Annotated in this window: 22 protein-coding genes and 1 tRNA gene; 5 read left to right on the forward strand and 18 right to left on the reverse strand. The window is 42.4% G+C overall.

The features are described from left to right. The first annotated feature begins 19 nt into the window (after positions 1 to 19). The 4 genes from DUN60_RS08550 (at position 20) to DUN60_RS08565 (ending at position 4,004) form a co-directional block, all read left to right on the forward strand. Entirely contained in the window at positions 20 to 697 is a 678-nt protein-coding gene (locus tag DUN60_RS08550; RefSeq protein WP_114633748.1) for a response regulator transcription factor, read from the forward strand. Next, on the forward strand, positions 694 to 1,992 hold the full coding sequence (locus DUN60_RS08555) for a sensor histidine kinase (RefSeq protein WP_114633749.1): 1,299 nt from the start codon (positions 694 to 696) through the stop codon (positions 1,990 to 1,992). Before DUN60_RS08550 ends, DUN60_RS08555 begins: the two co-directional genes overlap by 4 nt. Before the next feature lie 127 nt (positions 1,993 to 2,119). Continuing rightward, a complete protein-coding gene (locus DUN60_RS08560; RefSeq protein ID WP_114633750.1) occupies positions 2,120 to 3,049 on the forward strand; it encodes a pyridoxal-phosphate dependent enzyme in 930 nt (309 codons plus the stop codon). A 217-nt stretch (positions 3,050 to 3,266) separates the two neighbouring features. Beyond that, positions 3,267 to 4,004: a dienelactone hydrolase family protein gene (locus DUN60_RS08565; RefSeq protein ID WP_017078193.1), complete on the forward strand. Its 738-nt coding sequence runs from the start codon at positions 3,267 to 3,269 to the stop codon at positions 4,002 to 4,004. Positions 4,005 to 4,080: 76 nt separating this feature from the next. Here the strand turns inward: DUN60_RS08565 and DUN60_RS08570 are convergent, their stop codons facing one another. The 15 genes from DUN60_RS08570 to DUN60_RS08635 all read right to left on the reverse strand — a co-directional run bounded on the left by DUN60_RS08570 (position 4,081) and on the right by DUN60_RS08635 (position 21,482). Then, on the reverse strand, positions 4,081 to 5,334 hold the full coding sequence (locus DUN60_RS08570) for a D-amino acid dehydrogenase (RefSeq protein WP_114633751.1): 1,254 nt from the start codon (positions 5,332 to 5,334) through the stop codon (positions 4,081 to 4,083). Positions 5,335 to 5,559: 225 nt separating this feature from the next. Continuing rightward, positions 5,560 to 6,486 (reverse strand): LysR family transcriptional regulator, encoded by a 927-nt coding sequence (locus tag DUN60_RS08575; RefSeq protein ID WP_114633752.1) that lies wholly within the window; start codon positions 6,484 to 6,486, stop codon positions 5,560 to 5,562. A 213-nt stretch (positions 6,487 to 6,699) separates the two neighbouring features. After that, a complete protein-coding gene (locus DUN60_RS08580) occupies positions 6,700 to 7,677 on the reverse strand; it encodes a DHH family phosphoesterase (protein WP_114633753.1) in 978 nt (325 codons plus the stop codon). 58 nt (positions 7,678 to 7,735) lie between these two features. Then, the gene (locus tag DUN60_RS08585) at positions 7,736 to 8,542 is read right to left on the reverse strand and encodes an ETEC_3214 domain-containing protein (RefSeq protein WP_114633754.1); all 807 of its coding nucleotides are present in this window, start codon (positions 8,540 to 8,542) and stop codon (positions 7,736 to 7,738) included. Between the two features lie 2 nt (positions 8,543 to 8,544). After that, on the reverse strand, positions 8,545 to 8,715 hold the full coding sequence (locus DUN60_RS24555) for a hypothetical protein (protein WP_017076175.1): 171 nt from the start codon (positions 8,713 to 8,715) through the stop codon (positions 8,545 to 8,547). Positions 8,716 to 8,779: 64 nt separating this feature from the next. Then, positions 8,780 to 10,246, reverse strand: coding sequence for a transglycosylase SLT domain-containing protein (locus DUN60_RS08590; RefSeq protein ID WP_114633755.1), 1,467 nt, complete (start codon positions 10,244 to 10,246; stop codon positions 8,780 to 8,782). Positions 10,247 to 10,325: 79 nt separating this feature from the next. After that, a complete protein-coding gene (locus tag DUN60_RS08595) occupies positions 10,326 to 10,937 on the reverse strand; it encodes an LPP20 family lipoprotein (protein ID WP_114633756.1) in 612 nt (203 codons plus the stop codon). A gap of 225 nt (positions 10,938 to 11,162) precedes the next feature. After that, complete coding sequence (locus DUN60_RS08600) at positions 11,163 to 12,563, reverse strand: hypothetical protein (protein WP_114633757.1); 1,401 nt, start codon at positions 12,561 to 12,563, stop codon at positions 11,163 to 11,165. Further along, complete coding sequence (locus tag DUN60_RS08605; protein WP_114633758.1) at positions 12,545 to 13,723, reverse strand: aldehyde dehydrogenase family protein; 1,179 nt, start codon at positions 13,721 to 13,723, stop codon at positions 12,545 to 12,547. Before DUN60_RS08605 ends, DUN60_RS08600 begins: the two co-directional genes overlap by 19 nt. Continuing rightward, the gene (locus DUN60_RS08610; protein ID WP_114633759.1) at positions 13,723 to 14,439 is read right to left on the reverse strand and encodes a hypothetical protein; all 717 of its coding nucleotides are present in this window, start codon (positions 14,437 to 14,439) and stop codon (positions 13,723 to 13,725) included. Before DUN60_RS08610 ends, DUN60_RS08605 begins: the two co-directional genes overlap by 1 nt. Positions 14,440 to 14,450: 11 nt before the next feature. Beyond that, positions 14,451 to 15,395 (reverse strand): hypothetical protein, encoded by a 945-nt coding sequence (locus tag DUN60_RS08615; protein ID WP_114633760.1) that lies wholly within the window; start codon positions 15,393 to 15,395, stop codon positions 14,451 to 14,453. A gap of 1,162 nt (positions 15,396 to 16,557) precedes the next feature. Further along, entirely contained in the window at positions 16,558 to 17,772 is a 1,215-nt protein-coding gene (gene gltS, locus DUN60_RS08620) for a sodium/glutamate symporter (RefSeq protein ID WP_114633761.1), read from the reverse strand. 254 nt (positions 17,773 to 18,026) lie between these two features. Continuing rightward, positions 18,027 to 18,117, reverse strand: a tRNA-Ser gene (locus tag DUN60_RS08625). Between the two features lie 180 nt (positions 18,118 to 18,297). Continuing rightward, the gene (locus DUN60_RS08630; protein ID WP_017105736.1) at positions 18,298 to 18,747 is read right to left on the reverse strand and encodes an L-alanine exporter AlaE; all 450 of its coding nucleotides are present in this window, start codon (positions 18,745 to 18,747) and stop codon (positions 18,298 to 18,300) included. A 248-nt stretch (positions 18,748 to 18,995) separates the two neighbouring features. Then, on the reverse strand, positions 18,996 to 21,482 hold the full coding sequence (locus DUN60_RS08635; protein WP_479688297.1) for an ATP-binding protein: 2,487 nt from the start codon (positions 21,480 to 21,482) through the stop codon (positions 18,996 to 18,998). Between the two features lie 138 nt (positions 21,483 to 21,620). Between DUN60_RS08635 and DUN60_RS08640 the strand changes: the two genes are divergently transcribed. Next, positions 21,621 to 22,190 carry a UPF0149 family protein gene (locus DUN60_RS08640; protein ID WP_114633763.1) on the forward strand — a complete coding sequence of 190 codons (570 nt, stop codon included), beginning with the start codon at positions 21,621 to 21,623 and terminating at the stop codon, positions 22,188 to 22,190. Positions 22,191 to 22,267: 77 nt separating this feature from the next. On the opposite strand, the gene DUN60_RS08645 is transcribed toward DUN60_RS08640, so the two are convergent. The 3 genes from DUN60_RS08645 to ybgF form a co-directional block, all read right to left on the reverse strand. Beyond that, complete coding sequence (locus DUN60_RS08645; RefSeq protein ID WP_114633764.1) at positions 22,268 to 23,299, reverse strand: potassium channel family protein; 1,032 nt, start codon at positions 23,297 to 23,299, stop codon at positions 22,268 to 22,270. Between the two features lie 210 nt (positions 23,300 to 23,509). Further along, the gene (gene nadA / locus DUN60_RS08650; RefSeq protein ID WP_114633765.1) at positions 23,510 to 24,571 is read right to left on the reverse strand and encodes a quinolinate synthase NadA; all 1,062 of its coding nucleotides are present in this window, start codon (positions 24,569 to 24,571) and stop codon (positions 23,510 to 23,512) included. 210 nt (positions 24,572 to 24,781) lie between these two features. After that, a complete protein-coding gene (gene ybgF, locus DUN60_RS08655; RefSeq protein ID WP_114633766.1) occupies positions 24,782 to 25,570 on the reverse strand; it encodes a tol-pal system protein YbgF in 789 nt (262 codons plus the stop codon). Positions 25,571 to 25,574: the final 4 nt, after the last annotated feature.

Below are 25,574 nucleotides of genomic sequence, written 5' to 3' on the forward strand. Positions count from 1 at the left end.
TTTCTGTATGAGAATCAAAATGAAACGAGTTCTATTAGTCGAAGATAACCGTGAAATCGCAGGTGTCTTGTTTGATTATTTTGAGTGTATTGGCATGGAACTCGATTATGCGGACAACGGCGAACTCGGCTTGCAACTCGCGTTAGAAAACTCATTTGATATCATCATATTGGATCTGATGTTGCCAAGAATGGACGGCCTCACGGTTTGTAATAAACTGCGAGACCAAGGCAACGCGACACCTATTTTGATGTTGACCGCGCTAGATAGCCGCGATGATATGTTGAAAGGGTTTGAGCATGGTGCCGATGACTATCTAACCAAACCTTTTGATTTGGATATTTTGGAAGCCAGAATGAACGCGCTTGTTCGTCGTTACCGAGGAAAAGTGGTTTCTTCTAAGCTTCAATTTGATGAACTCACCATTGATCAAAAAACCCGTAAAGCCTACCGTAAAGACAAACTGCTCGCACTTAACCCAACCACTTACACCATCCTTGAGATGCTGTGCCAAAAAGCACCTGAAGTAGTGACTCGTGAAGATATTTCCTACAAGCTATGGCAAGAAGACGAACCCAACAACGATGTGTTACGTAGCCATATCTATCAACTGCGTAATCAACTCGACAAGCCTTTTGACACCCCAATGCTGATTACCGTTCCTAAAGTTGGATTCCGTCTGGAGCCATCGAATTGATTTCAAATGTTCTGACAAGCACCAAAACCCTCACAGGCCGCCTAGCGCTTTTCTTTGGGTTGATGGCCGTGATTGTGTCTGCATTCGTCTATGTCGTTTTTGTTGCAGGGTTGTATATGTCGGAAGACCGGGTTGGCGAAAGACGCATCCTGATTGACCGAAACTATGCTGTCGAACTCTTTCAAGCTGGCGAGAGCGGCGCAATACGTATTGACGGTCTCACCATGGCGTACAATGACCTGTCATTTGTACCCAAAGAGTACATACCTTATATAGAAGGTAAGGATAACTTCCTTGGTGAAGTCGGCGACGAGCCGGAATCACGAATGATCTATGTGGGAGAGTACTCTCATGAAGGTAAAACTTACCCGATCATCCTTATGTCTGAGATAGATCGCGTCGAATTTGATACCTATGAATTGGTATACGCCATCTCGTTCGTATTGGTGCTACTATCCATTTTGATATTTAGCTTTGGTACCTTACTCTCTCGTCTTTCCAAACGACTTATTGAGCCTTTCAATTCCCTATCTGAGCAACTCAATTCGAACAAACTCGACCTAGGGGAGGAGTTTGATGTCAGTGAAGGTGCAGCTGTTGAGTTTCGTCAGTTAACAGACCAACTCAATCAATACCGTAGAGAAATCAATTCCTTGATCAAACGTGAACAGGCGTTTGCTCGTTATTCAAGTCATGAGTTAAGAACCCCACTAACGGTCGCTCGTGGTGCGAATAAATTGCTATTAAGAAGCGAAACAACGGAATTTCAATCTCGTCAGGTTGAGCGCATTGATGAAGCCATTATCCAGATGTCAGAAATGGTCGATGCCCTACTCGGTTTAGTTCGTTATGAAAGAAACAGTGACGATGTACCACTGCGTTTGTTTAGTCAGCAAGAGTTAGAAGCTATCGTTTCCAAGAATTCATTACAGGCGGATGAAAAGCAAGTCGAGATATCCTTACACATTCAATCAGAGCCGACCATTCAAGCCACCAGCGCGATCATGAATATGTTGGTCGGCAACTTATTGAGAAATGCCATTGCAGCGACCAATAGTGGTACTGTCACTGTTACCCTGTCCGAGCAGAGTATTGTGATTGAAGACCAAGGTGAAGGCCTTCAGGAACAATACAATCCGAATGGTCATGGATTAGGTTTATTGATTGTCGACGACTTGTGCCAACGCTTCCATTGGGACTTTGATTTGGTCAATCGTAACTCTGGAGGGTGCACTGCCAGAATCGCCTTTCAGACAGATTCACCCTCGCCCATACCAGAGCAAATATACTCGTAGTACTAAGTTCAATATCCAACGAAAACTTGATTTAGTTGGTTTACAGCGCTGACTAGCTACTAGATACTCGTTAGTCCAATTTGATTTTAAAATGCTGGCTTTTTAGTCAGCATTTTTACTAAGTGCGATGAAACTAAATAATAGCCCTGTAACTCAACATCAATTTAACGATCACACCTTTTTCTTAAAGCGTGACGATCAGCTGCACTCCCACTTTTGCGGCAATAAAGCCCGCAAATTCATGAAGCTGCTGGAAGACGATCACCCAGAAACTACAACATTGATCAGCTATGGTTCTGCGCAGGCTAACTCTCTGTTCTCACTCGCGGCACTGGCAAAGATCAAAGGTTGGACGCTTGAGTTCTACGTCGACCACCTTCCCCAGTGGCTACTAGAACGCCCAATAGGTAATTACCGTGGTGCAGTAGACCTTGGTGCGAAGGTAATTTCAGTCAAAGAGACAGGCTCTGAGCTTCATCCACAGGAGTATATTGAGCAAATAAGACAGCCAGATTCTCAGTGCATTGTATTGCCTGAAGGTGGACGCTCTCAGCTTTCTGAATACGGCGTGAAGCAACTGGCGATGGAAATACTTAGCTGGACGCGTTTCGAAAACAAGCACGATTTTGTAGTTGCACTGCCCGCAGGTACAGGTAGCACATCGCTGTATCTGCATAAGCACTTAAAGTTACACAACATCCCAGTACTCACCTGCGCTTGTGTTGGCGGCAGTGACTACCTCACACAACAATTTAATGAGCTTGGTGAGTCCGATCATCCACAAATACTACCGCTCAAAACCAAGCACCACTTTGGTAAGCTGTATCAACAGGACTATCAAACCTGGTTGGATCTACAAGAACAAACGGATATTGAATTCGACCTGCTCTACGACCCATTGATGTGGCAATGTTTAGAACGATGGCAAGATAACAACCCAACCAAAACCATTATCTATATCCATCAAGGTGGCATCTTGGGCAATGAGTCGATGTTGCCGCGCTATCAGCGAAAATATCCGGAGATGAGCATTAGCAAAACCAACGCATCTTGGTAGTTGTTTTCCTTTATTCCCCCAGTTTAGCTATTCAAGTTTTGGTAAGCTGAGAACATCACAAAACAGCCATCGCACTCCCTCTCGATGGCTATTCATCAGCAATAGCCACCTGCTCTCCCTGCCATACATTTCAAGTTAGAAACAGAAATCTGGCGAGAATCATCGCGTTATCTATACTTTCGATAGGAACATCAATTGTCATCGAAAGGAATCACGCATGCGAACAATCACTACGCTCGGCCTGTTTTCAGTTTTACTGCCCTTCTCTGCGATTTCAGGAGAAAACATCACTTACCAAGTCGATGGTATGGATTACGAAGGCTATTGGAGTGAGGCCAGTGACCAAGCGCCTTTGGTGCTGCTAATTCACGATTGGGATGGCTTAACTGATTACGAAAAGAAACGTTCTGAGATGCTCAACGAACTCGGTTACAACGTGTTCGCCATCGACCTATTTGGTAAAGGCATTCGCCCGACCGAAGTAAAAGACAAAAAACAACACACAGGCGAGTTGTATAAAGACAGAGAAAAAATGCGTGCACTACTTAATGCGGGAGCGATGGAAGCGAAAAGGCTTGGTGGTAACTTAGATAACAACGTGATGATGGGTTACTGTTTTGGTGGCGCAGCCGTTTTAGAAGCCGCTCGTGCGGGCATCCCATCGAAAGCTTATGTCACCTTCCATGGTGGTTTATCGACACCAAAAGGACAAGACTACTCTCAGACTAAAGCTCCGGTTGTCGTATTCCATGGCACAGCAGATTCTATGATTACAATGGAAGATTTTGGCAGCCTTGCCGCTCAACTGGAAACAACCAAGGTTCCGCATGAGATGATCACTTATAGTGGAGCGCCACATGCCTTTACCGTGTTCGGCTCAAACAACTACCAACAAGAAGCTGACCAAAAATCATGGGATAGATTTACCCATGTGCTAGAAACCACCACCAGATAATTTTCTCCTTCAGAACCCATAACCCCATTCTACAGCTTAAGAATGGGGTTACTTTCACCATCATTACATCATGTCGTTACAAATAACGATGAATACTCAAGTCATCAGTTTTGATATCACTACTTGAGCCGCTGACCACGCCTGCCAAGATCTTTCCTGATCCACACGCCATAGTCCAACCCAAGGTTCCGTGCCCCGTATTAGTAAACAAATTCTTGATTGGAGTTTTTCCGATAATAGGTGTGCCATCTGGCGTCATTGGTCTTAGTCCTGTCCAATACTCTGCCTTAGAAAAATCCCCGGCTTGAGGAAAGAGGTCTTTGATCACCATATCAATCGTGGCTTTACGTTTTTCAGGAATGAGATAATCAAAACCAGCAAGCTCTGCCGTACCCGCAATGCGAATGCGGTCATCAAAACGAGTCATCGCCACTTTGTAGGTTTCATCCATCACGGTAGAGGTCGGTGATTTATCAGCATTCACGATAGGCAATGTCAGCGAATACCCTTTGACTGGATAGACAGGAATAGACAGGTCTACTTGCTTCAACAGATCACGAGAATAACTGCCAGACGCGACTACGTAAGCGTCCGCTTTGAAGTCACCTTGAGTCGTGGTAATACTTTCAATGGTTTGATTCTGATGATTGAGCTTGACCACTTCAGTATCAAACACGAACCTAACACCGAGTTGCTTGGCTTTCTCAGTTAAGGTTAAACAGAATTGATGGCAATCACCGGTTTCATCATCTGGTAAATACAGGCCACCTACGAGCTTATCTTTCACGTCTGATAAACCAGGTTCGATGGATAGGCACCGCTCAACATCAAACAACGAGTGCTCAATTCCACTTTCTTTAAGCAGCTTCATATCTTGCTGAATGAAATCCAATTGCTTCTCGCTTCGAAACACTTGCAACGTCCCTTTCTGTCTGCCCTCATAAGCCAGTTCTTCACTGGTTCTCAGGTGAGTCAGACAATCACGACTGTAATTTGCGATTCTCAGCATGCGCGATTTATTCTGTCCGTATTTGGCTTCATTGCAGTTGGCGAGCATCTTAGACGCCCAAGAAACCAATTCAGGAGAAAGTGACGGTTTCACTTTTAATGGCGCATGTTCTTGGGTGAGCCACTTCATCGCTTTTAAAGGGATACCGGGGGCGGCCCATGGGGAGGAGTAGCCGTAAGAGATTTGGCCAGCATTAGCAAAACTGGTTTCCTTACCACTGCTATCTTGACGATCGATAACCGTCACCGAGTGACCTTCTTTCGCCAGGTACCAAGCACTGGTCAACCCAATAACACCGCTGCCAATTACAATAACTTCCATTCTCTTCCCCTAATACCTGACAAAGCTAAAACCTGTAGAACACAGCTGTGAGTCTAAAACTCGTTTCGTTAATGCTTTGTAACTTATTCCGCATATGTTGACTTAACAATAGAGATAGCGTTGACAAAAACTCAATTCTACTTAAAAACGAATTCGGCAGTTTGAAACTGTGATATTGGCGGTATTTGGGAACTTGGGAGGCGTCGCTAAATAAATCGATTAAGCCTAGATATTGTAAGCGTCATGACTCAAGAAAGTAGCATTTTCAAGTAAGAAATCTAACAAGGTTTCGGCCTGTAACGTAAGTGCGCGACCTTTCAAAGATTGAACCTTAACCGTCGCCTTCGATAGCATCTCCAACTCGGTCGCAACCACTTCGATCTGCCCTGACTTTATCTCATCGATCACGGTGAGTTTGGGCATAAAGGTTACGCCCAGCCCTGCTGAAACAAAGTTAGTCAGTGCGGTTACCGAATTGGTTTGAAGCTTTGGCTGCAAGGTAAGATGGGAAATTTGTTCGGCCTGCTTTACCAGCCTCCCCATGCCGGTCGAATTATCGATTAAGGCGAGAGAAGCGTCTTGAATATCTTGCATTACCACAGGCGATTTTTTCATCGTAAGGAAATGCCCTTTCGGAGCAATCAATTCGAGCGGATGGCTACGTTCAACGTGTGAGTGTAGTTTGGGGTGCGGTGCAGAAGCATAGGTAATCGCGAAATCGATCTGTTGATCTTCCAACATTTTTACGGCGTCCAATGCACCCGCAATCTCAATAGAAAGATTGATATCAGGATAACGAGTCATGAAGGTTTGCATCGGCTTTGACACCAAGTTGGTAATAAACCCTTCACCGATGGCAATGCTGACATTGCCTCCTTTGAGGTTTTTAAGCTTGGTTAGTCGAGCAAGCACTGCGGCCTCTCCACGAACAATGGAACGGTAGTAATTCAGCAGTTCATTACCCGCTTCAGTTAACAGTGATTGGCGGTTGTTGCGCTCCCATACTTTCATTTCCGCTTGCGCTTCTAACTGTGTCAGCATCCGACTCATTGCCGCAGGGTCAACGTTCATCATCTTAGATGCCTTACGCAATGACCCATACTTGGATAACGCGTTTAAATACTCAAGAGCACGGATATTAAAGTGGTGCATTCAACTTCCTTGTGATTAAACTGACACTGATTCAAGCGTCTCATAAAGTTGCTACGAACATGTATCCCAATTTATCAAGATCGTGTCTGCACTTACTAACTTGTGCACCGAGTCACTTCAAGCCTGCACATCAACCGTTGTACCGTTTGTTCTAGACACAGCACTAATTTTATCAAACTGATTTCAAGATACCCGGTATTGTCAGCAAACCGTTTAAGCACTGAGTACTAGGTTCGGTCGAATCAAGTCATAGACGCAAGCAAGTTCTCTGCTGAATTCAAACTGTTTGTTGATAATGCCGCCAGCCATATGAGAGTGCCCACCGCCAAAACCAATCCCTTTTTCATTAAGAGCTCTTCTAACTATCTTCGCGACATTGTTTTTTGAACACTCTGAACGGAGAGAGATAAAGGTTTTCTCTCTATTTCTAGCCGTGAGGACGACAATATCGAGCTCATCAACGCTCAGCAGGAAATCTCCTAATACGCCAAGCATATTTTTAGGGCACCCCTCAGGAAGTACAGCAAATGCTGCATTTTTTTCACGACGTAAGCTATCGAGCATTGAATAGAAAAGTTTTAATTCGTGAAACTCTACTTGATTACGACAAATTTTGTTAACCATATCATTGTTGGCCTTAGCCTGAAGATACAACAGTGCTTTTAGATCAGCAGTTCCTACCCCTCGGGTAAAATTTGCGGTATCAAAGCTCAAACCAACCAGTAGTGCTGTTGCGATATTCTGTGGCATCGGCAAAGAAAAATAGCGGTAATATTCAACCATAATGGTTGCAGTTGAACCGTAGTTTGAGCGTATATCGGAATACCATACAAAATCAGGCGCTTTCACTTGATGGTGATCTATCACTCCCACTTCTATCCCAGGAAAGTCGATAACATTTTTCTCACCAATACAACCATCAACAACAATAATCTTATCATCCGGTTGCAATTTTAAATCTTTTGGCTCGTAGATTGGGATATCTATCCAATCGATTAAGTTTCTGAGTGACACTCTATCGATGTAACCATGAAACGTAATAAACGGGCACAACCCTTTCTTTTTTAATAAATATGCCAGAGCGTATGCGGAAGAGATCGCATCATGGTCAGGGAAGTCATGAGCTTGGATAATGATTCTCTTATCACCCTTAAGCCGCTCTAGAAAGCTTTCGAACTTTAAATTTGCCATAATCCAACTGCTAATAAGGTTCTAGCTTCGTAAAAAGCTAGAACTGATGTGTTAATGATTAACTCTTATGAATTAAACGATATTCAGTGTTAGACAAAATAGCTTCTTCTAGAGCCCCTACACCTAACGTACTGTAACCATAGAAATTAGGCTTCGCATTCAAGCGTAAAGACTGTACGCTCTTTACGACATGTTCATCCATAGTCAGCGAGTCAACAACTTCAGAAAGCAATTTCCTATTGTTTTTTGTCAAAGGTGTAATGAATTCACTAGCGCCACTGATTGAAGAATATAAGTAGCCAAACTCACCGCCATTATTTTCTTCAATGTAATAATTGCCGGTTCTAGCGAACGACGCTCGAATTTCATTGACACTTTCAATGGCATTAAAAGGTTGGTTGAAAAACTCCGAACCACCTGCATGTTCTAATGTTTCAGGTGTAAAGCCTTCATCTGGAAATACAAGATAAGCAACAATTGCATTATCTCTAGTAATAGATGAAAGAATAAAGTTATCGTCTTTGTAGTACTTTATAACGTCATCGCCAGTTGAACGCTTGATATAAACGGGGGCACCAAATGTCTGATCTAATACTTCAGCTGATGAGCGGATGTACACTTTTTCAAGCTTTTTGTGTGACGGAATATCAGTCATTTGTGAAAGACCAAAATCAACCATCTTTTCGATTGCATCAAAACTATCGTTAAACCCACCCAAAGCAATTGAAACTACAGACAACAAACCAATAGTGCGCGCCAAGTTCCCTTTACTTTGAGCCTCTAACAACGACTCTTGGTTATCTTGGAGCTCTTTGAGCTCATCTTGAATTTCTTTTGGAACGTCTTTTTTTTGTTCTTCAGACATGATCAGCCTTTAATCTCGTCAATTGTATCCATCAATGCATCTTTACCGTCTTCAGCTCGTTCTTGCACTCGCTCAAAAGCCTCTGTATCCATTATATTTTTAATTTCATCGCTGTAATTAAGACCTAGGTAAATACCAATGACGATGAAAAATAAAGCAAAAATCTTAAACATTGTTACTCTCAACAACTCTAAAAAGGGATTAAAGCACACGCCTTACATGTGCTTGCTACAAGTCTTATTTGTATAGCGCGATACGGCTGTTCACTTTCTTCAAATAATTTTTTGTTTCATCGTATGGCAACTTCGCGACCAATTGGTTGTACACTTCTTCAGGAGTCATCTTATTGATCACTTTAGATGCTTTACCAATGCTAGTTGAGCGGTCTTTGTTAAACGCTCGGGCAACATTTCCCGCACCGGTGTTGTAAGCCGCAATCATGCAATACAAACGACTTTGATCATTCTCGATCTTACGTAAATATTTACTATTTAGGATGTCTAAATAAGCAGTACCAGTTTCAACATTGATGACGGGTTGATACAAATCTGAAGCCTTCATTGGCGCATCAATATTTCGAACTTGTTTATTTACATCATGCCCAGCGCTGGTCGGAACAACTTGCATAAGACCAAATGCCGGAACGTGGGATTTAGCATCTGGGCGAAAAGCTGATTCAGAATGCATGATTGCCATAATCAATGCTGCATCTATTTCCCAGTTCTTGCTTTCTTTCTCTGCGAGAGGTGTATATTTGCTCGCACGAGATTTCAAGCTATTCTCAGGAAGCTTCACTTTATAGCTGACCACCTTCTTAGACTGACTAGGAACAGATACTATGTCGGAAGTTGGTTTTGGCTTCACAACTTGAGTTTTAGGTGTAACCTTCACCAGTTTTTCAGCTACTTTCGGAGCTTCTTGTACTGGCGTTGACTCTACCTTTTCAACTTCTTTTGCTTTTTCAGCTACTAACGTCTCTGATTGACCAACCGCGATGCCATGTTTGGCTCGCATTTCGTTGTAGAGCTTAGTCTGAGCAGCAATACGCTCTTGTGCTTTAGTAAGCAGTGCTAGTTTCTTATTGTGAGCTCGCTGGTAGATGAACGCGTCAGGAATTCCGGTATCAGATTGAATCAATCGCTCCGCTTGAACATCAAGTTCATTCATTTGACTCTGCGTTTGTTCAATAACAAAGTTCTTTTCTTGTTGCTCTTTATCTAAAGAATACAAAACCGCATGGTCTTCCGCTTTCAGATTGGCTAGATCAACCGTTTTCCCCTCAACTTCAACAGGGATTTTTCTTACAAGCGCTTCTATCTCTTCAGGGCTACTGTCTTCATCAACTAAAACAGAAACCGTAGCGGTATTACTTTCATAATCCACTGCAGTCTTTACTTGGTCGTTTTGTGAATAATCGACCTGCTTTGTTTGAGAAGATACCTCTCCTTCACCCCAAGTTTTTATAAGGTCTGTACGGCGCTCATCAAGTTTATTGGTATATTCGTCACGCCATTGTTCATACTCATCCAAGTATGCATTTACATACGTATGAAATTCTTTAAGTTTTTCTTCTTGGGATTGGCTCGCTTTTACAACCGCATTATTAAGTTGTTGCTTTTGGCTATCTGACACTGCGTGTGTTGGAAAGCTAACAGCTGCTGATATTGCAATAGCCAGCCCTGTCGTGGTGATCGTTTTATACATAACTAACTCCGAGAGTGTATAGAAACAAAGGCCACTCTATAGGTGGCCTTTTTCACTTTAACTGATCGTCAAACAACGATTATTTTTTCAAAGAATCGAATACGGCAGCAAGATCTGCGGCTGCCTTTTCGTCGTTGAATTGATTCCAAAGAGCAGAATCTTCACCACCTACTTCGTCGATAATTTTATTCATATTTGCATCATAAGCAGCTTGGTCCATACCAACTAATACATAAAGACCGCCTGCAGGACTTGCTTGGCTTACCAATATTCGGCTATTTGTAAGTCTTTTACTCACTACCGATTTAGTAATGTTTTCAAATGCCTCTTGAACATTCTCAGTTACTAGCGTTACGCCTTCCCCAGCAGATGTTGAGACAGCACCGTCGGTAGCAGATTGAAATAGGTTACTCACATCTGTTTCAAATTCCGCGGCAAGGTTTACACGAGCATCATTCACAGCAATTTTGCGCATAACGCTCATACCTGCTGCGCTTTTCTTCGCATAACCTGTTGCACCAATCGCTACGTCTGTAGGAACCACATCACAGATCCAACCAGGGGCTTCGACAGTCGGCGCATCTGGGAACGTGCATGACGCAAAATTTTGAGCTTGCTCTAGTGTATTGTTGTTGCTTTGGCAGCCAACTAGAGCTGTAACTAGTGACGTTGCAATAATTAGTTTTTTCATATATTAAAAGCTATCCATAACGTTTTTTGTGTATCATTTTCAATTAGTAAATCTGCAAATGATCATTTGATATTTGATGCGTCAATCTTACCTGTAATGCATTTCTCTACTCTTTGTGACATTTCTGAATTAATCACAACTCAGTAGAAACTATAAAAATCAGTTAACCTGTTATGTTTAATAAACAATGTTTTTTAAACATAAAAAGTCCTATCAGACTAACGCTCAAAGCACTCTGATTTGGTATTCATTAAGTACATCAACTTTCGAGCGGTAGTTTGGCTGATGGGTACGTAACAAAGGCTCAATGTCTTGAACTAGATCACTTGCGTCACTAAGCGACCTTAACTGAATAACAATATTGCCACCCTGTTGACTTGATTTAATATCAGAAACCCCATTCATATCACCAATCAGACGGTAAAGTTGCCCCTGTTTGCCTGCGGCTTTCTGTGAAAAAATAAGTTCTCGAATAGGCCCACCACGACTTGCCATTATTTGCACCGACGATTGAAGTTCACGCTTTAGGGCAATTTGATTACCTTCAACAGCCAGGTGAACAGCTGCAAGTTCATTGAGCATGCCCGCTTTGTTCGGCAACGTCATGAAAGTCGGGTCGTTGTGCCAACTACCATAACGGTTGCCAGCACGATCGATTACGGTTGCCGATAGATCAAGCTGAAGACCAGAAGACGTCACTTTTTGGGTTTCTTGAACATCAAGAATGACACTAGATTGCGCCGGGTTCGAAGCAAGATCAAAGCCCATCTCTGCGAGTGCATTTGAAAATGTATTTTTTACGACTGGGAGATCTGCATCAACATAGATTGAAGGTTGGCCAAGGCTTTTTATCAATCTTGCTATTTTCGCTTCCATCTTCTGTCGTTCAACAAACACATCAAGCGTAACGGTTACAGAACCGTTAGGTTTTTCCTGATAAGAAATTTCATTCCAACTGGAAATCATGCCTTGAGGTTCCATCGAAAGTGATTGCATTGCGATTTCTTGCAAATCGAAATCATTACTGCTTTCTGTTCCTGACAGGGTATCGTAAGACTTTTGCATGTGACCAGAATGGACCATAGCGCCAAGTACCTGACTAATAGCGCGTTTGAAGGCGTCTTGTTCCGCCGCTTGCCTTGCACTCAATGCCAATTTGTTACTTTCGCGGCCTTCACCAACAACCACGACAGACATAACCGGTGAGTCATCCCATTCAATACCGTCGTCAATATTGGCAAACCCAGTATTAAGTTCTGGTGCTAGACGCACTGTTACACAAGTATCATCCCCTTGAATTTCAGGTGCACTGAAGTCGGCATTGATATCACCAGCAATAATGCTTGTTAGCAGTAAATCTCGGCTCTCTTGATCAAATTGTTCCTCAACTAGCGCACTATCTTCAGCTGAAAAAGAAACTGAGATTTTACCCTGCAAAAACAAGCGAAGATTATTTAAACCGTCAGCTTTTGCTGACTCAATGGCCATTGCCCCTCGACCATATGCACATCCATGCTCAATAAGAGCCAACGTAGGCTGACTCTTATCTAATTCCAGTGCAGGAACGGACATACATACAAATAGGGTACTAATGACAAAGCTTTTACTTAGCCTTTTGCCGCCCATGTACTGCGCTCCTTCATGAATTCCATAGGAACCCCAACACTTACAGCGAAAATGCGACGTTGACGATCAGGGCGATAAATCCCGTCTTCAGCAATGTCTTTCACTTCGTCGGCTATACTGCTGTCTTTCCAGCGAACAATCTTCCCTTGGGCACTTTGTTGACTTGGGTTAACAGTAGCAACACCAATAGGTTCAACAAAACCTGCGCTGTATTCAAATATAACCATGGTCTCATTAGGCAATACACCTGCGTTTTGGCCGCGGTCTAATGAAATTCGGTCGCCTTTAATACCCACAACCTGAGCGGTAGCCGGCATTTCTTTGAGCAAACGCGTTAACATAATATCGAAGCCGCGTGATGACATTTCATTAAGAACGGCATCAACATCTTTACCACTGGTGTAGTTAAAACCTCGATAATAATCGCCATTTGCTATCACTGTGGTGTAACTGTCTTTATCGCGTACATCGAAGTTAGAAACACGTATCTTACCGATATTCGGATAGCTCAATTTTTCACGTGTATATGGATCAATCACACCTGTCGTCATTTCCATTGACGTTTGGAACAAAGACTGGGTTGAACCGAACAACATGTCAGCTGTTTTGAGTACATCGACTTTCATAATGTAATCGGTAGACAACTTGCCGCGACTTCCTGCCTTTTTAGCTACGTTTACCGCGCCTTCGTCTATCAGAATTTCTTCCATCGCAGTGTTAACAGCATCGGTATCACGCGTCAAAATGCGGAAGCGGTTAACGCCTGCAAACTGGTTTTCTAAAGTATTCTCTAACGCTTTGGTTTGGAATTTACTGATGCTTGAGTGCATGGAATTAAAAACATCAGCAGATTTTCCCTGAAGATTTTCATTCACATCCGTTTTCACATCACCAAAATACAAACGAATTGTTTTTTTCGCGAGTGGACAACGAGTGTCTTTTTCTTCTGCTTCATAGGTACAGAATTGAAGACCTTGGGTATTGAAGTACGCTGGTACTTCAATATCCTCACTGCTAAATTCGTGTGCTGATTTGCCGATAACCAGCGATGAATTTCCCGCATTACTTTCGACAGAATACGTTTGGCTACCTTGGTTACTCTGACAACCCGTTAGTGTAATTGCAGCAGTAACTAAACCGGCAATTCGAGAAAATTTCATTATGATTTCACTTTGTCAGCAACAACTTTATCTAGGTTCTCAAGTTGTTCGATAGTGTTTTTATCCATAGAAATAAGTGAGTTGGCATCTAATGCAAGTAGCGAGCGAGCTTCCATCTCATGGTAAGCTTCAACTACGGGTACCGTTTCCTCTTCGCTTGCTTCACCTTCTTTCTCGCTTGAGACTGCTGCAAAAAAGCTATCCATTGCGCCACCCGCAGAATCATGCGCAAGTGCCGATGCATGTTGAGATGCAATGTAAGTTAGTTCAGCCGCTTGAACGGCGATATCTGCCGCCAGTTTTAAGTTTTTCTGGAAGATTTCGTCAGAGGCTTTTTTGTAAGCTTCTACTTGAGGGGTAATCATTTTATTTGTAGGTTTGCCTTCATCGAATTCGCTCATTGCAACACGAAGTTCTTCATCAGACTTATCCGCGTTTACTGCTAGGAAACCAGCAACATCACCATGTTTAGAAGCAAGAGTGCGGTAGTCGTTAAACACTGAACATTGGCGCTCTTGCAGCGACACCATTACTTTTGATGCTTTATCAACGGCGAATGATACAGGTGTGAACTCTGTACCTAGTTCTTTACAGTTCTGAGTAAGTTCCTTGCTTGTAGCTTCGCGGTCTACGGTTGCTGATTCCATACCTGGAATTGATGAACAACCAGCCATCACTGATACGACTAAACCTGCAAGGATTGTTTTCTTAAGCATTTTGAGAACCTTTAATTCAAGAGAGTATAAATAGAGTTTTTATTAAGAATTTTTGTTATTTTCGTATGAGCAGCATCAAGTGCTTTCTCTTTACTAGTCGAAGACTTTCCTATCTCCGATAAAACCTTTTGGCTAACCGCCACATTGGGATTTCTAGCTTCAAAGACTTGTAGTATTAGATCTTGCTTAGCAATGTAAGTGTTGTTTTTTTTGCCTTGTCTTACATTACCTTTGATATAAACAATGATGTCGCCTTGCGAAGTCGCTCCTATGTTTTGAGTGAGCAAAGCTTTCGTTTGTGTGGAATACATATCTGAAGTAGAACGGATAGAAACACTGAAATTTTGAATACGTTTAATTACATTTCTTTCGAGAACAAGTTGTGGTTCATAGAATTTTTTTGCAACATCATGATCTAACGATGACAACACTAATAGTGATTCTCTATTACTCTGCAATAAGGTATGAGCTTTGTTCGTGAATACAGCTCCTTTCCAGTCGCTTTCTTGGGAAGTTAAATATTGTTGAGCGATCTGGTGGTTCTTATCAATATCAATTGACAACTGATCAACCCACACATCCACGTCAACTCTAAATAGGTAGTTACACCCAGAAACATCACATTGTGATGTCATTACTTCCATATTTGAAATGCTGATAGGTACCGAAGTGATTTCAGATTTAGTACTGATTACTTGACCATATTTATCGTGAGTTCCAACCAATTCGCCGTTTTTTATTTCTGTTGTGGTTTCGGATATCATGGAGGTATTCTCAGATGCCTGCACAGTGCTATTTACCCGAAAAGCTAGATTTTCTTTCGCATCGATCGTTGCTTCTGATTTGTTTTTACCAATACCTTCTACTTCCCAATAAGATTGAGCGAAAACTGGGTTCGATAAGCAAAAGAAGCAACAAGTGATTAACAGTTTGAATGTAATATTATTTGTCTTCACGTGACGTCCACCAAAGTTTGTTGTCGCATGGTACAAAATTAGTTTTTTTCAATCAATCAGATATACATATGGTTGAAGTGAAGATATGTGCGTCATACTCATCACTTCAGGCAGAGAAAATGTGACATCAGTTCCAAGTGTCAACATTTCGACTCCTATATACCCCAATGCTTGAAGGGCTATTGCATGGTGATTCTGGATTAGAAGTCAAAATAATGACACCGTCAATTTACTAAATATATATAGGTTATATTGAGTTTTAATATTTATCATAATTGTGAGCTAATACCCGTTTTAAAGCATTTTCATATTGTTTTAATTATATATAGGTAGAGAAAATAATTGGTTTCTAATCTAATTCATTTAACCCTCCCCATATATATTGTGCAATATTTAGACTCCAACACTGATTTCTAACCTTGAAACTTTCTAATCATCAAGAAAAATAAGTTCGATAATCATACAAAAAATAGAGTTCACTTTGATGGGTTAAACTAAAAAGACATTATACTGATAGAGCTATCAATATAATTCGATAGGGCTTCTGAACTAACAGGAAATAGGTTAATATTTAATCTTAGATTAAATAAATATAACTTTAATAAGAAGATAATAAACCGTTAATAATTTAATCCTTGAATGCAATATGATGTCTTTGACATCATTGAACGAGCATTAATTACAAGTCGAATTTTAGACTAATTAACAGGGATTTAAATCAACGTACACTCTGTCAGTGGTTGGGGATATTACTTTAGGGTTGATGAGAAGATCAGTGAAGGAAGAAATATTATAAGGTACTACAAATGACCGGTGAAAAGTTAGTTCTATATAAATCCAACGAGTATTACCATGAGCGTTCACGTCTAAACAGCAATGGCTAGATGCCGTAGAAGAACTTGGCCAACTCGCTTTGAAAATTACAGCACTCAACTAGGTACAGCGCTTATCAAGCGCTACAAAAATAATAGAGTTAGATACACTTAGCAAAAACTAACAACAATAGTGTTTTGGTATGATATCTCTCAATTTAACCTGACCAACAACGTTCCATTGAACCTAGCATTATCAACAAATGCGGCAGGTTACAATATTAAATCACTAGTAGCTTACTCTATTGAGCAAACTACTAATCATCTAGTTTGTGAAGCAACGGCTTCACCTACATCCCAACAAAGAAACTGATCACTAGCGCGTTGATCAAATCAACAAAGAAACCACACACTAATGGCACCACAATGAACGCTTGTGGGCTTGCGCCATAGCGGTGGGTTACAGCTGTCATATTCACAATGGCTGTTGCGGTCGAGCCTAGAGTGATACCACCGAAGCCTGAACATATCACCACAGAATCGTAGTTTCTTCCCATCAAGTAATAAACGACAAAGATGGTAAACAACAGCGAAAGCAGGATCTGGATACTCATGACAACAGAAATATAGCCAAACAGTCCATCGAGATCCCAGATACGCAGCCCCATCAGGGCCATGGTCAAGAACATACCTAAGCAGATGTCAGAGATCATCGCTAAGCCTTTGCGGCCTTGGGCAATTTTCTCTTGTGTACGGCGCTTCTTGAACAATGCTCGACCAATATTTCCAATGAGGATACCGGCAATTAGGCAGCTTACGAATAACGGGAGTTTTAAGCCCATCGAATCGATAACTTCGCTCAGGCTGTAACCGAGCATCAATGTTAAGTTGAGAATCAACCACGCCCACAAGACACCGTAATGGCTCAATTCAGTGCGAGTTTCACTTTTTTGGTACGCACCAACTGTCACTTCTTCTTCATTGGATGGACTCACTTTGTGCTTGTTTAGTAGGTAGTTGGCAATTGGACCACCAATCACACACGCCGCTATCAAACCAACCGTATTTGACGCCACACCTAGCTCTAGCGCGTTAGCAATACCAAACTCTTCCACAAACATTGGCGCCCACGCTAACGTTGTACCTACGCCACCGATTAAGCTAACAGAGCCCGATAACAAACCAGCTTTAGGATCCATTCCAAAGCCAGAAGCTACAGCCATCCCGACCACGTTTTGCAGAACGATAAAGACGGCAGCAAGAAACAATAGAATGAACAACGGTCGCCCACCCTTAATCAGTGTCTTAATATCCGCTTGGAGTCCGATACCAGCAAAAAAGTAGAGAAGCAAAAAGTCTCTGACATCAAGGCTAAAGGTGATTTGGATTTCAAAAATATAGTAAAGCGCCGCTACGGTCGCAGCACAAACAAAGCCACCAATCACAGGCTCTGGTAGTGAATACTTTCTTAATACTTCAGATCGTTCAATCAAACCTTTACCGATAAACAGTAATGAAATCGCGATAGTAAAAGAGAGCATTGGAGAAACTAGGGTTTCTGTCATGGGGGAATGAATTCCTAATAGTTAAATTATTAATAATATTTCGTACTATTAATAATCTAGATTCATGCCAAAAGATCAAGCGTTTATCGATGATAAAAACACCAAATATGGTTCAATCTGCGACGGCATTAATAGAGGAAATAACTATAAAGGAATGATTAAAGGAACTGATACTAGGGATGGATGTAGATGAAGTGAAATATAGGGGCTCTAAAACGAGAAAACCCCAGCATTTCTGCTAGGGTTTTGAATAGTGGTGGAAGGATGGGGATTTGAACCCCAGATACGCTATAAACGTATACTCGCTTTCCAGGCGAGCGCCTTAAGCCACTCAGCCATCCTTCCACAAATTGTGTGTTAAGCTTGTCACTCAACGAGGCGCTACTTTATTGATTCTGCTTGCTTTGGTCAAGGGGCATTGTCAAAAAAAGTGCCTTTTTCAGTTTGTTCGATTACAAATTAACTCATTAGATCAAAAACAAACCAAATTTCATTCTTTCGCTGCACTTACGCTTGTTGCTTTTCTTATGCTTGTTGATAGTAGCCCGGAACTCGAAACCATTTACGGCACATATCTAAGAAGTAACCGTACAGCACGCCCATACCGCATGAGATCACAGCGTTACTGGTTACAGCCGTAACGATCTGGTCGCTTGAAGCACCAACCGCCAATAAAATACCGGCATACACAGGTGACTGGAACAACACGTAAGCTAAAAGGTCAGAAATATTCTTCATCAACGAACTTTGTGAAAGCTTTGCACCATTACGCAAGAACCAATCACGAAAAACACCATAAGGCCAAGCGATAGCAATGTTTACTGGGATAGATAACGTTCGAGAAGCGAGAGACTGCTCAAATGTCATACCAGAAATAAACACTTCTACGATCATGCCTGAAATAAAACAGAAAACGACCATAGCAAATGTATCCGCAGCTGCGTTTCGAATACAAAATGGACCACGAGACTTCATTGACGTTAAACCTAAAATATATCACTGCCTATTGAGTGAATTAGCAACATATAAACAAGGTGTATTTACACCCTACCAGATAATATCGCTATTAAACCATAAGATTAGCAGTCATACATTTCAAATTAGAAATCAAGTTGTAAATTAACAACCAAAAACCACTTAAAAAGCAGTCACTTTCACCAAAAAATCACACCAAGGTCAAATAATAGACAATTCGTTATTTACTTTCTGTAATTAAACAACATCTAGGCCATAGGTAAATTTACAGTAATGATATTGATGACATCTTGTGTAGGTGGTACTCCTAAAGAAACCTGCTCTAGCGCTTTATCGACTTGTTCAGTAAGTTCAGCGTTGTTCATAGGTTCAACGTGGACACGTAGGCTCTCTAGTGCAAATTGAATCAGTTCTAGGTTGTTGTCTTCTAGCGCCACATACAGCGTCACTAACAGCTCTTCGGTGTTATCTTTATTTCGCAGATCAGGTTTAGGCAGTGACTCACTTTTACTTTTCGAGTTGTGTTTTTTTACATCCTGGCTTTCGAGAGCATCCGCTTTTACTTCATGGTATTGGTAAAGCTTATTTGAATAGCGGAACAACGCGTCATCCAGTTCACGCTCATCAATCGGCTTAGCGATAATGTAGTCCACACCCGCCCCGAGCATACGTTCGCGAGTCTCTTTAAAGACATCAGCCGTACAACCAAATACCAGTACCGATGACACATCACCTATCAAAGCACGAATCGCAGTGGTTGATTCAACGCCATCCATCACAGGCATATGGTTATCCATGAGTACCAAATCAAAGCGCTCGGCAACCACTGCTTGTATTGCAAGTTCACCATTTTCGACGCTCTTACAGGTGAAACCTTTGCTGCTCATGAAGGTTTCAATGATCACCGTATTCGTTCGGTTATCCTCGACAATCAATACTTTTAAGCCTGAGTAGTCCAACTTCTTATGTGGCAAACTCTCTATCTCACCAGGCTGACATGGCTGAATCTTCAATCGAACATCAAAGCTCGTGCCTATCCCTTCTTCACTGGTAACGGTAATACTGCCATCCATCAATTGGGCAATTTTCTTCACTATCGCTAAGCCAAGGCCTGTACCGCCAAAACGTCTTGTGGTCGAAGACTCCGCTTGTTCAAATGGTTTAAAAATACGCTTTTGAGCTTCTTTAGAGATACCAATTCCGGTGTCGCGAACTCGAATACTAAGATAGATGTCACTCCCCTCTACGACTTCTTTCAGGTACACCTCGACAAAGCCTCTGGAAGTAAACTTCACCGCGTTGTTCAATAGATTAAACAAGATTTGTCGTAGACGTGCTTTATCTGAGAAGTACCAACGACCAGAAGGCACCTCAGAGTACACTTTGAATTGCAGCCCTTTCTCGGAAGAGAGTGTGTAGTAGACACTGTTGATACTGCCGATGATCGAATCGAGTGGGAAGCGAGTCTCATCAAGATCCAGCCTTCCCTGCTCGATCTTCGAAAAGTCTAAGATCTCGTTGAGTAAGGTCATCATGTGATCACCGGACTCATACAAACTCTTAAGATGCTTCTCTTGTTCAGAATTTAGAGGCGTTTTAAGCAGGATCTGAGCAGTACCTAATACCCCATTCATAGGGGTGCGAATTTCATGTGACAGGGTCGCAAGAAAAGCAGTTTTAGCATTGGTGGATGCCTGAGCTTTAACCTTTTCCGCTTCAAGATAAATGGTCTTTTCGTTGAAGGTTTTAATCAAATGACCGATTTCGTCATCACTTGAGTAGTCAACATCGATGATTTCGCCTGCTTTCGAGCTATCTACCTGTGCGGCAATCGTTGTAATTGGGCTAATCAAATAACGGTTCAATAAGTAGTAACCCGCCATCACACAAAGTAGTAATAGCGGAACAATACCGCCCTCAATACTCATCACCTGACGAAATACTTCGTCTGCTACACGTGACTTAGAATTAACCACATCCACTTGCCAACCGAAATCACCAAATTGATTGCTACTGATGTAGATCCCTTCAACGAGATTGAAGTTATGCGAAACCAACACTTGATTGATTTTATCTCTGAGCATAATGCCAAGATTGTATTCTTCGGCGTGGTTCTTGATAAAGCCTAGCAACTCTTCAAGCGAGAGATCCACCGTCGCAACGCCAGCAAAAATGCCGTCGTAATAATAAGGCGATGAAGCAGTAATCATTCGAACGTGTGTGTATGGGTCGATATACACATCGCTCCAAGAGATGGTTCCTTGGTTTTTGTTGACTACAGAGGTGTACCAATACTCTTCTTGATAAGGAACATTTTTAGGATTGTTGTAAGAAAACAGCTGATCAATTTTTCCATCGTCGGCTTTATTGAAAAAGTGGCTGTTAAGACGCTTTTTAGAGTCAAGCGCATAAGGTTCAGGCCAAATTCCGGCACTGACGATCGTATCGTCGCTCGCCGCCAACATCGACTTAAAGAGAGGAATAACATCATCAGTGTTGTGATGTGCTTGAGCAAAGCCAACTAGACTATCTACAAAGCCTTGAGAGCTGCTGAGTGGCTCTGTAATCAATGCGGATAAAAGTTGTGTACGCAAGTCGAGGTTTTGTTGTAATTTGGCGCGCACAGGGGATTCTACGACGTAATACGTCACACTACCGACAATGGCAATAAACATCGCAAGGTATAACCCAAGCGCTACCATACTTTTTTTCTTTAAAGACGACCGTATCTGCATAATTTTTTTATTGTTTTCTTTTCTGTTAAACCTAGTGTTTATCATCCATGACATCAAGCCTTTTTAGATTGAAGCTTGATTGGCACAAGTTCATTGGTACTATAAGCGCAAATATGTTCCCTTTTACGGTACCTCACTTTGACTTTACAAGATATTCTTGCGCTTCCAGAGTTGGAAGGAAAGCTAATCACAGAACACAAAACAATGGGCTTTGTCACTGCAATGGCAGCGGCACCTAATGTGTTAACCCCTCATGAGTGGCTGCCGTTCTTATGGGGTGGTGAAGAAGTCGCACCTTTTACGGATGGTGAGCAACTAGAGAGCTACATTGAAGTTATCATCACGCTTTGGAATAAAACACGTCCTGAGCTAATTGAAGGAACGTGGAGTTGGCCTGAAGCTTGCCAATTGGATGATGCAGAAGTGGTGAATACCGCTGCTCGCGATTTCTGTGAAGGCTTGCTTCAAGGATGGCAGATCGCCCGTGATGACTGGGAAACATTGATGCCTGAAGAGAGCGAAGACAACGCACTCGTGGGCGGCGTGTTACTTTCACTGAGTATGCTTTACGATCCAGAAACGTCAATTGCGACACTTGCAGAGCAAGGCATCGAAGGCCTAGAGCAATTTGAAGAGATCTTTAACGCTGTTCCTGTAATGCTTTGCGGATTAACGCAGCGTGGTATTGCACTGGCTGAAGCTCAATAAAAGTTAGCTTTATACTGACCCAAAAGGCCTCACAATGAGGCCTTTTTTCGTTTTTGGACGAGATTAAAATAGTAGCTCTAGAAGCCTTTCCAATCGAAGTCATCAATTCGCTCGTCGGCGATATAAAATAGTTTAGTACCGCTGCTGACAACTTGGTCTAGTTCTGGGTTAAGTTCAATACCACTCCCCGTATCAATCGCGATCAGCGTTGCTTTGTACTTCTCTTTAAACACAGAGAAAATAGGCGCGACGGTGACAGGCTCAGCATCTTCAGGGAAATACGTTGAATATTGTGTCATACCTCTTGTGGAGCTCAATAGCTCTTGATGAAGCGCACTTGAACCTGGGTCTACCGCAGCCTTTGCTAGCATCTCTGCACCCACAGCCGGAATACATTCAGAGTTTGGACAATGTTTGTGTAGCAGGTCGCTCAACGCTTCATCTTTAAAATAAACCAGTAAGTGAGCTTTCGGATTTCGGTTAGCACAGTAAAGTGCTGCAGACAGGGTAATGTCGTCTTCCGGGTTATCAATCAGGATGCAACTCGCAGACTCAATACCCGTTTTCTCCATCTCTTTGCCATCTGTGTAGCTGTTTACTTTGACGAAATTGATTTCGCCGGGTAACGGGTTTTCGATATCTGAACGAGTACATAATACGATTGGTCGCTTACCCGTTTCTTCGTGTTGCAGCATGCGGATGAGGTGAATAGTTCTTTGTTCATTCCATCCCAGCATCAAAATGTGGTTGTCCACTCTAACTCTCCTTTTTCCTAGCAAGCCTGCTCGCCAATATTCAACACCTTCGGTTGCAACCTTACCGAGCAAAGCTGCGAAAAGGCTCAGCCCACCGGGAATAACAAATAGGATTACAATCCATCGACCTGCATCCGTTGTCGGTGACAGATCTCCGTAACCAACGGTTGACGCTGTCACGACCAGATAATAGGCAAATGTTGTGATTGAGTTGGTTAAATCCGTTTCACCAGCGACGTACAGCATCGACCACGACAAGAATATGTAGCCTAGAAACGTAAACAGTAAGTTTTTGCCATTCAAAACAAAGATGTTTGCTTTGATCCAGCGTTTGAGTTGTAACCAGATTATCATTCGAGCCCCAATCTTAATCTCTTACTTACATGCTAGAAAAAATACGCGATATCAACAAGATATATCATCAGAAAAAGATACATAAGAACAACATTGATATCGATAGCCAATATTCAGATACAAAAAAACCAGCACTCGGCTGGTTTCTCTCTTGATGGTAAAGCAGAACAGTGATTAAGCTGGACTGCTTATATCATCACGACAACGAAATTAAGCGTTGCCTTTAACCTGTAGGTTAAGCTGTTCAGCGAAATCTAGCATGCGGTTCAGTGGGATAAGAGACTTAACACGTAGTTCGTCAGAAACGAAGATTTCGTGTTGCTCACCACCATGCTCAAGTGCATTTTCAATCGCTTCAAGGCCATTCATAGCCATCCAAGGACAATGTGCGCAGCTGCGACAAGTTGCACCAGCACCCGCAGTCGGCGCTTCAATCAGCTCTTTTTCAGGAACCAATTGCTGCATCTTAAAGAAGATACCTTTGTCTGTCGCGACAATCATCTGTGGATGAGGAAGCTCTTTCGCCTTCTTGATCAGTTGGCTTGTTGAGCCTACAGCATCAGCCAGTTCAACCACGCTTGCTGGTGATTCTGGGTGAACCAAAATAGCCGCTTCTGGGTAGACCGATTTCATTTTCTTCAAAGCATCAGCTGAGAATTCATCATGAACGATACACTCACCTTGCCAAAGCAACATGTCAGCGCCAGTTTGATTTGCAATGTAAGAACCTAGGTGGCGGTCTGGCCCCCAAATAATGGGTTTGCCTTCAGCGTCCAGGCTTTCAACGATTTCTAAAGCGATGCTCGACGTAACCACCCAGTCTGCACGAGCTTTAACCGCTGCAGAGGTGTTCGCGTATACAACCACGGTGTGGTCGGGGTGAGCATCACAAAATTCTGCAAATTTGTCAGCAGGACAACCCAGATCAAGTGAACATTCAGCTTCAAGCGTTGGCATTAAAATGCGTTTTTCAGGGGTAAGGATCTTTGCAGATTCACCCATAAAACGAACACCAGCGATAATCAAAGTGCTTGCTGAATGACGGTTACCAAACTTAGCCATTTCTAATGAATCGCCAACGAAACCACCAGTTTCTTCTGCCAGAGCCTGAATTTCAGGATCGGTGTAGTAGTGTGCAATTAGAACTGCATCTTTTTCTTGAAGTAGTTTTTTGATGTTTGCGATGTGGGCCTGTTTCTGAGCGTCGCTCAATGGAACTGGCTTAGGCGGAAACGGGTAAACTGTATCGATTTTATCTAGTATATGACTCATTGCTCTTGCTCTACGCAACTTCTTCCGAGGATTAGAGTATTCTACACAGGACAGCGATGAGGATCAAAAAGGATTGGTTGCAAGTAGTGACTAGCTAATACTTAAAACGCATAAACAAGGCGATGTGTTGGCAGCATAAAGAAGATAAGTAGACACAAAACGGGAGTGAACAGGTATAAAAAAGAGGTACCTGAGCACCCCTATTTTGTTTTACAAGTGGGTTTTAGCCACTTTAGCCGAAGCACTGTTTGGGTACTCGGTAACGACTTGTTGGTAATATTTCTTAGCTTGCGCCGCGTTGTTGTTGCGTGCAGCTATGTCACCAAGCTTAACCAGCGCATCTGCTCGCTTATTTGAGTCTTTGTATGACACAACAGCGGCAAAGCTCTTCACGGCTTCTTTATCTTGCTTCTTAGCAAAATAAAGCTGACCTAACCAGTAGTGTGAGTTAGGTGTGAAGGTTGAATCTGGGAAGTCTTTTTGAAACTTTTGAAATGCTGCGATAGCACCCGTATAGTCTCGTTGCTTTAGAATCATATCTACAGCATTTTGATAAGCGGTTTGCTCATCCACATCAGTACTGAACGTACCAGAAGCGTCTTTAGAGCCTTCGCTCACCGCTACTGCTACCGTTGCCGTTCCTGCTGCTTTCACCTCGCCTCTCACACGATCCAGTTCAATGAACAGTTCGCGTTGGCGCTCTAGCATTTGCTTCATATCGTAGCTGTTTCGTTCCAGCTCACCACGAAGTTCACTGATCTCCAGTGCCATGTCGTCGATTTGCTGTTGCATTTGAAGCTGAACGAGATTGCGATTTTGAAGCAGGCGCTCTAAACGCTCAATATCTGATTCGTTAGATGCAGACGCTGCTCGAGAGGAAGATGATGAATTGGTTGCGGTGCTATTGAGATCGGATACTGGAGCTGGTGCAGCGAACGTAGTGTTCGCTGCACTTGCCAGTAACGAAAGCAAAATGACTCGCTTTGTGTTACTGAACATGAGG

It is taken from the genome of Vibrio splendidus (assembly GCF_003345295.1).
Taxonomy (GTDB): domain Bacteria; phylum Pseudomonadota; class Gammaproteobacteria; order Enterobacterales; family Vibrionaceae; genus Vibrio; species Vibrio splendidus_K.

Coding starts and splice junctions, on each gene's coding strand:
- DUN60_RS08550 (WP_114633748.1), top strand. CDS start 20: ATGAAACGAGTTCTATTAGTCGAAGATAACCGTGAAATCGCAGGTGTC.
- DUN60_RS08560 (WP_114633750.1), top strand. CDS start 2,120: ATGAAACTAAATAATAGCCCTGTAACTCAACATCAATTTAACGATCAC.
- DUN60_RS08565 (WP_017078193.1), top strand. CDS start 3,267: ATGCGAACAATCACTACGCTCGGCCTGTTTTCAGTTTTACTGCCCTTC.
- DUN60_RS08570 (WP_114633751.1), bottom strand. CDS start 5,334: ATGGAAGTTATTGTAATTGGCAGCGGTGTTATTGGGTTGACCAGTGCT.
- DUN60_RS08575 (WP_114633752.1), bottom strand. CDS start 6,486: ATGCACCACTTTAATATCCGTGCTCTTGAGTATTTAAACGCGTTATCC.
- DUN60_RS08580 (WP_114633753.1), bottom strand. CDS start 7,677: ATGGCAAATTTAAAGTTCGAAAGCTTTCTAGAGCGGCTTAAGGGTGAT.
- DUN60_RS08585 (WP_114633754.1), bottom strand. CDS start 8,542: ATGTCTGAAGAACAAAAAAAAGACGTTCCAAAAGAAATTCAAGATGAG.
- DUN60_RS24555 (WP_017076175.1), bottom strand. CDS start 8,715: ATGTTTAAGATTTTTGCTTTATTTTTCATCGTCATTGGTATTTACCTA.
- DUN60_RS08590 (WP_114633755.1), bottom strand. CDS start 10,246: ATGTATAAAACGATCACCACGACAGGGCTGGCTATTGCAATATCAGCA.
- DUN60_RS08595 (WP_114633756.1), bottom strand. CDS start 10,937: ATGAAAAAACTAATTATTGCAACGTCACTAGTTACAGCTCTAGTTGGC.
- DUN60_RS08600 (WP_114633757.1), bottom strand. CDS start 12,563: ATGGGCGGCAAAAGGCTAAGTAAAAGCTTTGTCATTAGTACCCTATTT.
- DUN60_RS08605 (WP_114633758.1), bottom strand. CDS start 13,723: ATGAAATTTTCTCGAATTGCCGGTTTAGTTACTGCTGCAATTACACTA.
- DUN60_RS08610 (WP_114633759.1), bottom strand. CDS start 14,439: ATGCTTAAGAAAACAATCCTTGCAGGTTTAGTCGTATCAGTGATGGCT.
- gltS (WP_114633761.1), bottom strand. CDS start 17,772: ATGACAGAAACCCTAGTTTCTCCAATGCTCTCTTTTACTATCGCGATT.
- DUN60_RS08630 (WP_017105736.1), bottom strand. CDS start 18,747: ATGAAGTCTCGTGGTCCATTTTGTATTCGAAACGCAGCTGCGGATACA.
- DUN60_RS08635 (WP_479688297.1), bottom strand. CDS start 21,482: ATGCAGATACGGTCGTCTTTAAAGAAAAAAAGTATGGTAGCGCTTGGG.
- DUN60_RS08645 (WP_114633764.1), bottom strand. CDS start 23,299: ATGATAATCTGGTTACAACTCAAACGCTGGATCAAAGCAAACATCTTT.
- nadA (WP_114633765.1), bottom strand. CDS start 24,571: ATGAGTCATATACTAGATAAAATCGATACAGTTTACCCGTTTCCGCCT.
- ybgF (WP_114633766.1), bottom strand. CDS start 25,570: ATGTTCAGTAACACAAAGCGAGTCATTTTGCTTTCGTTACTGGCAAGT.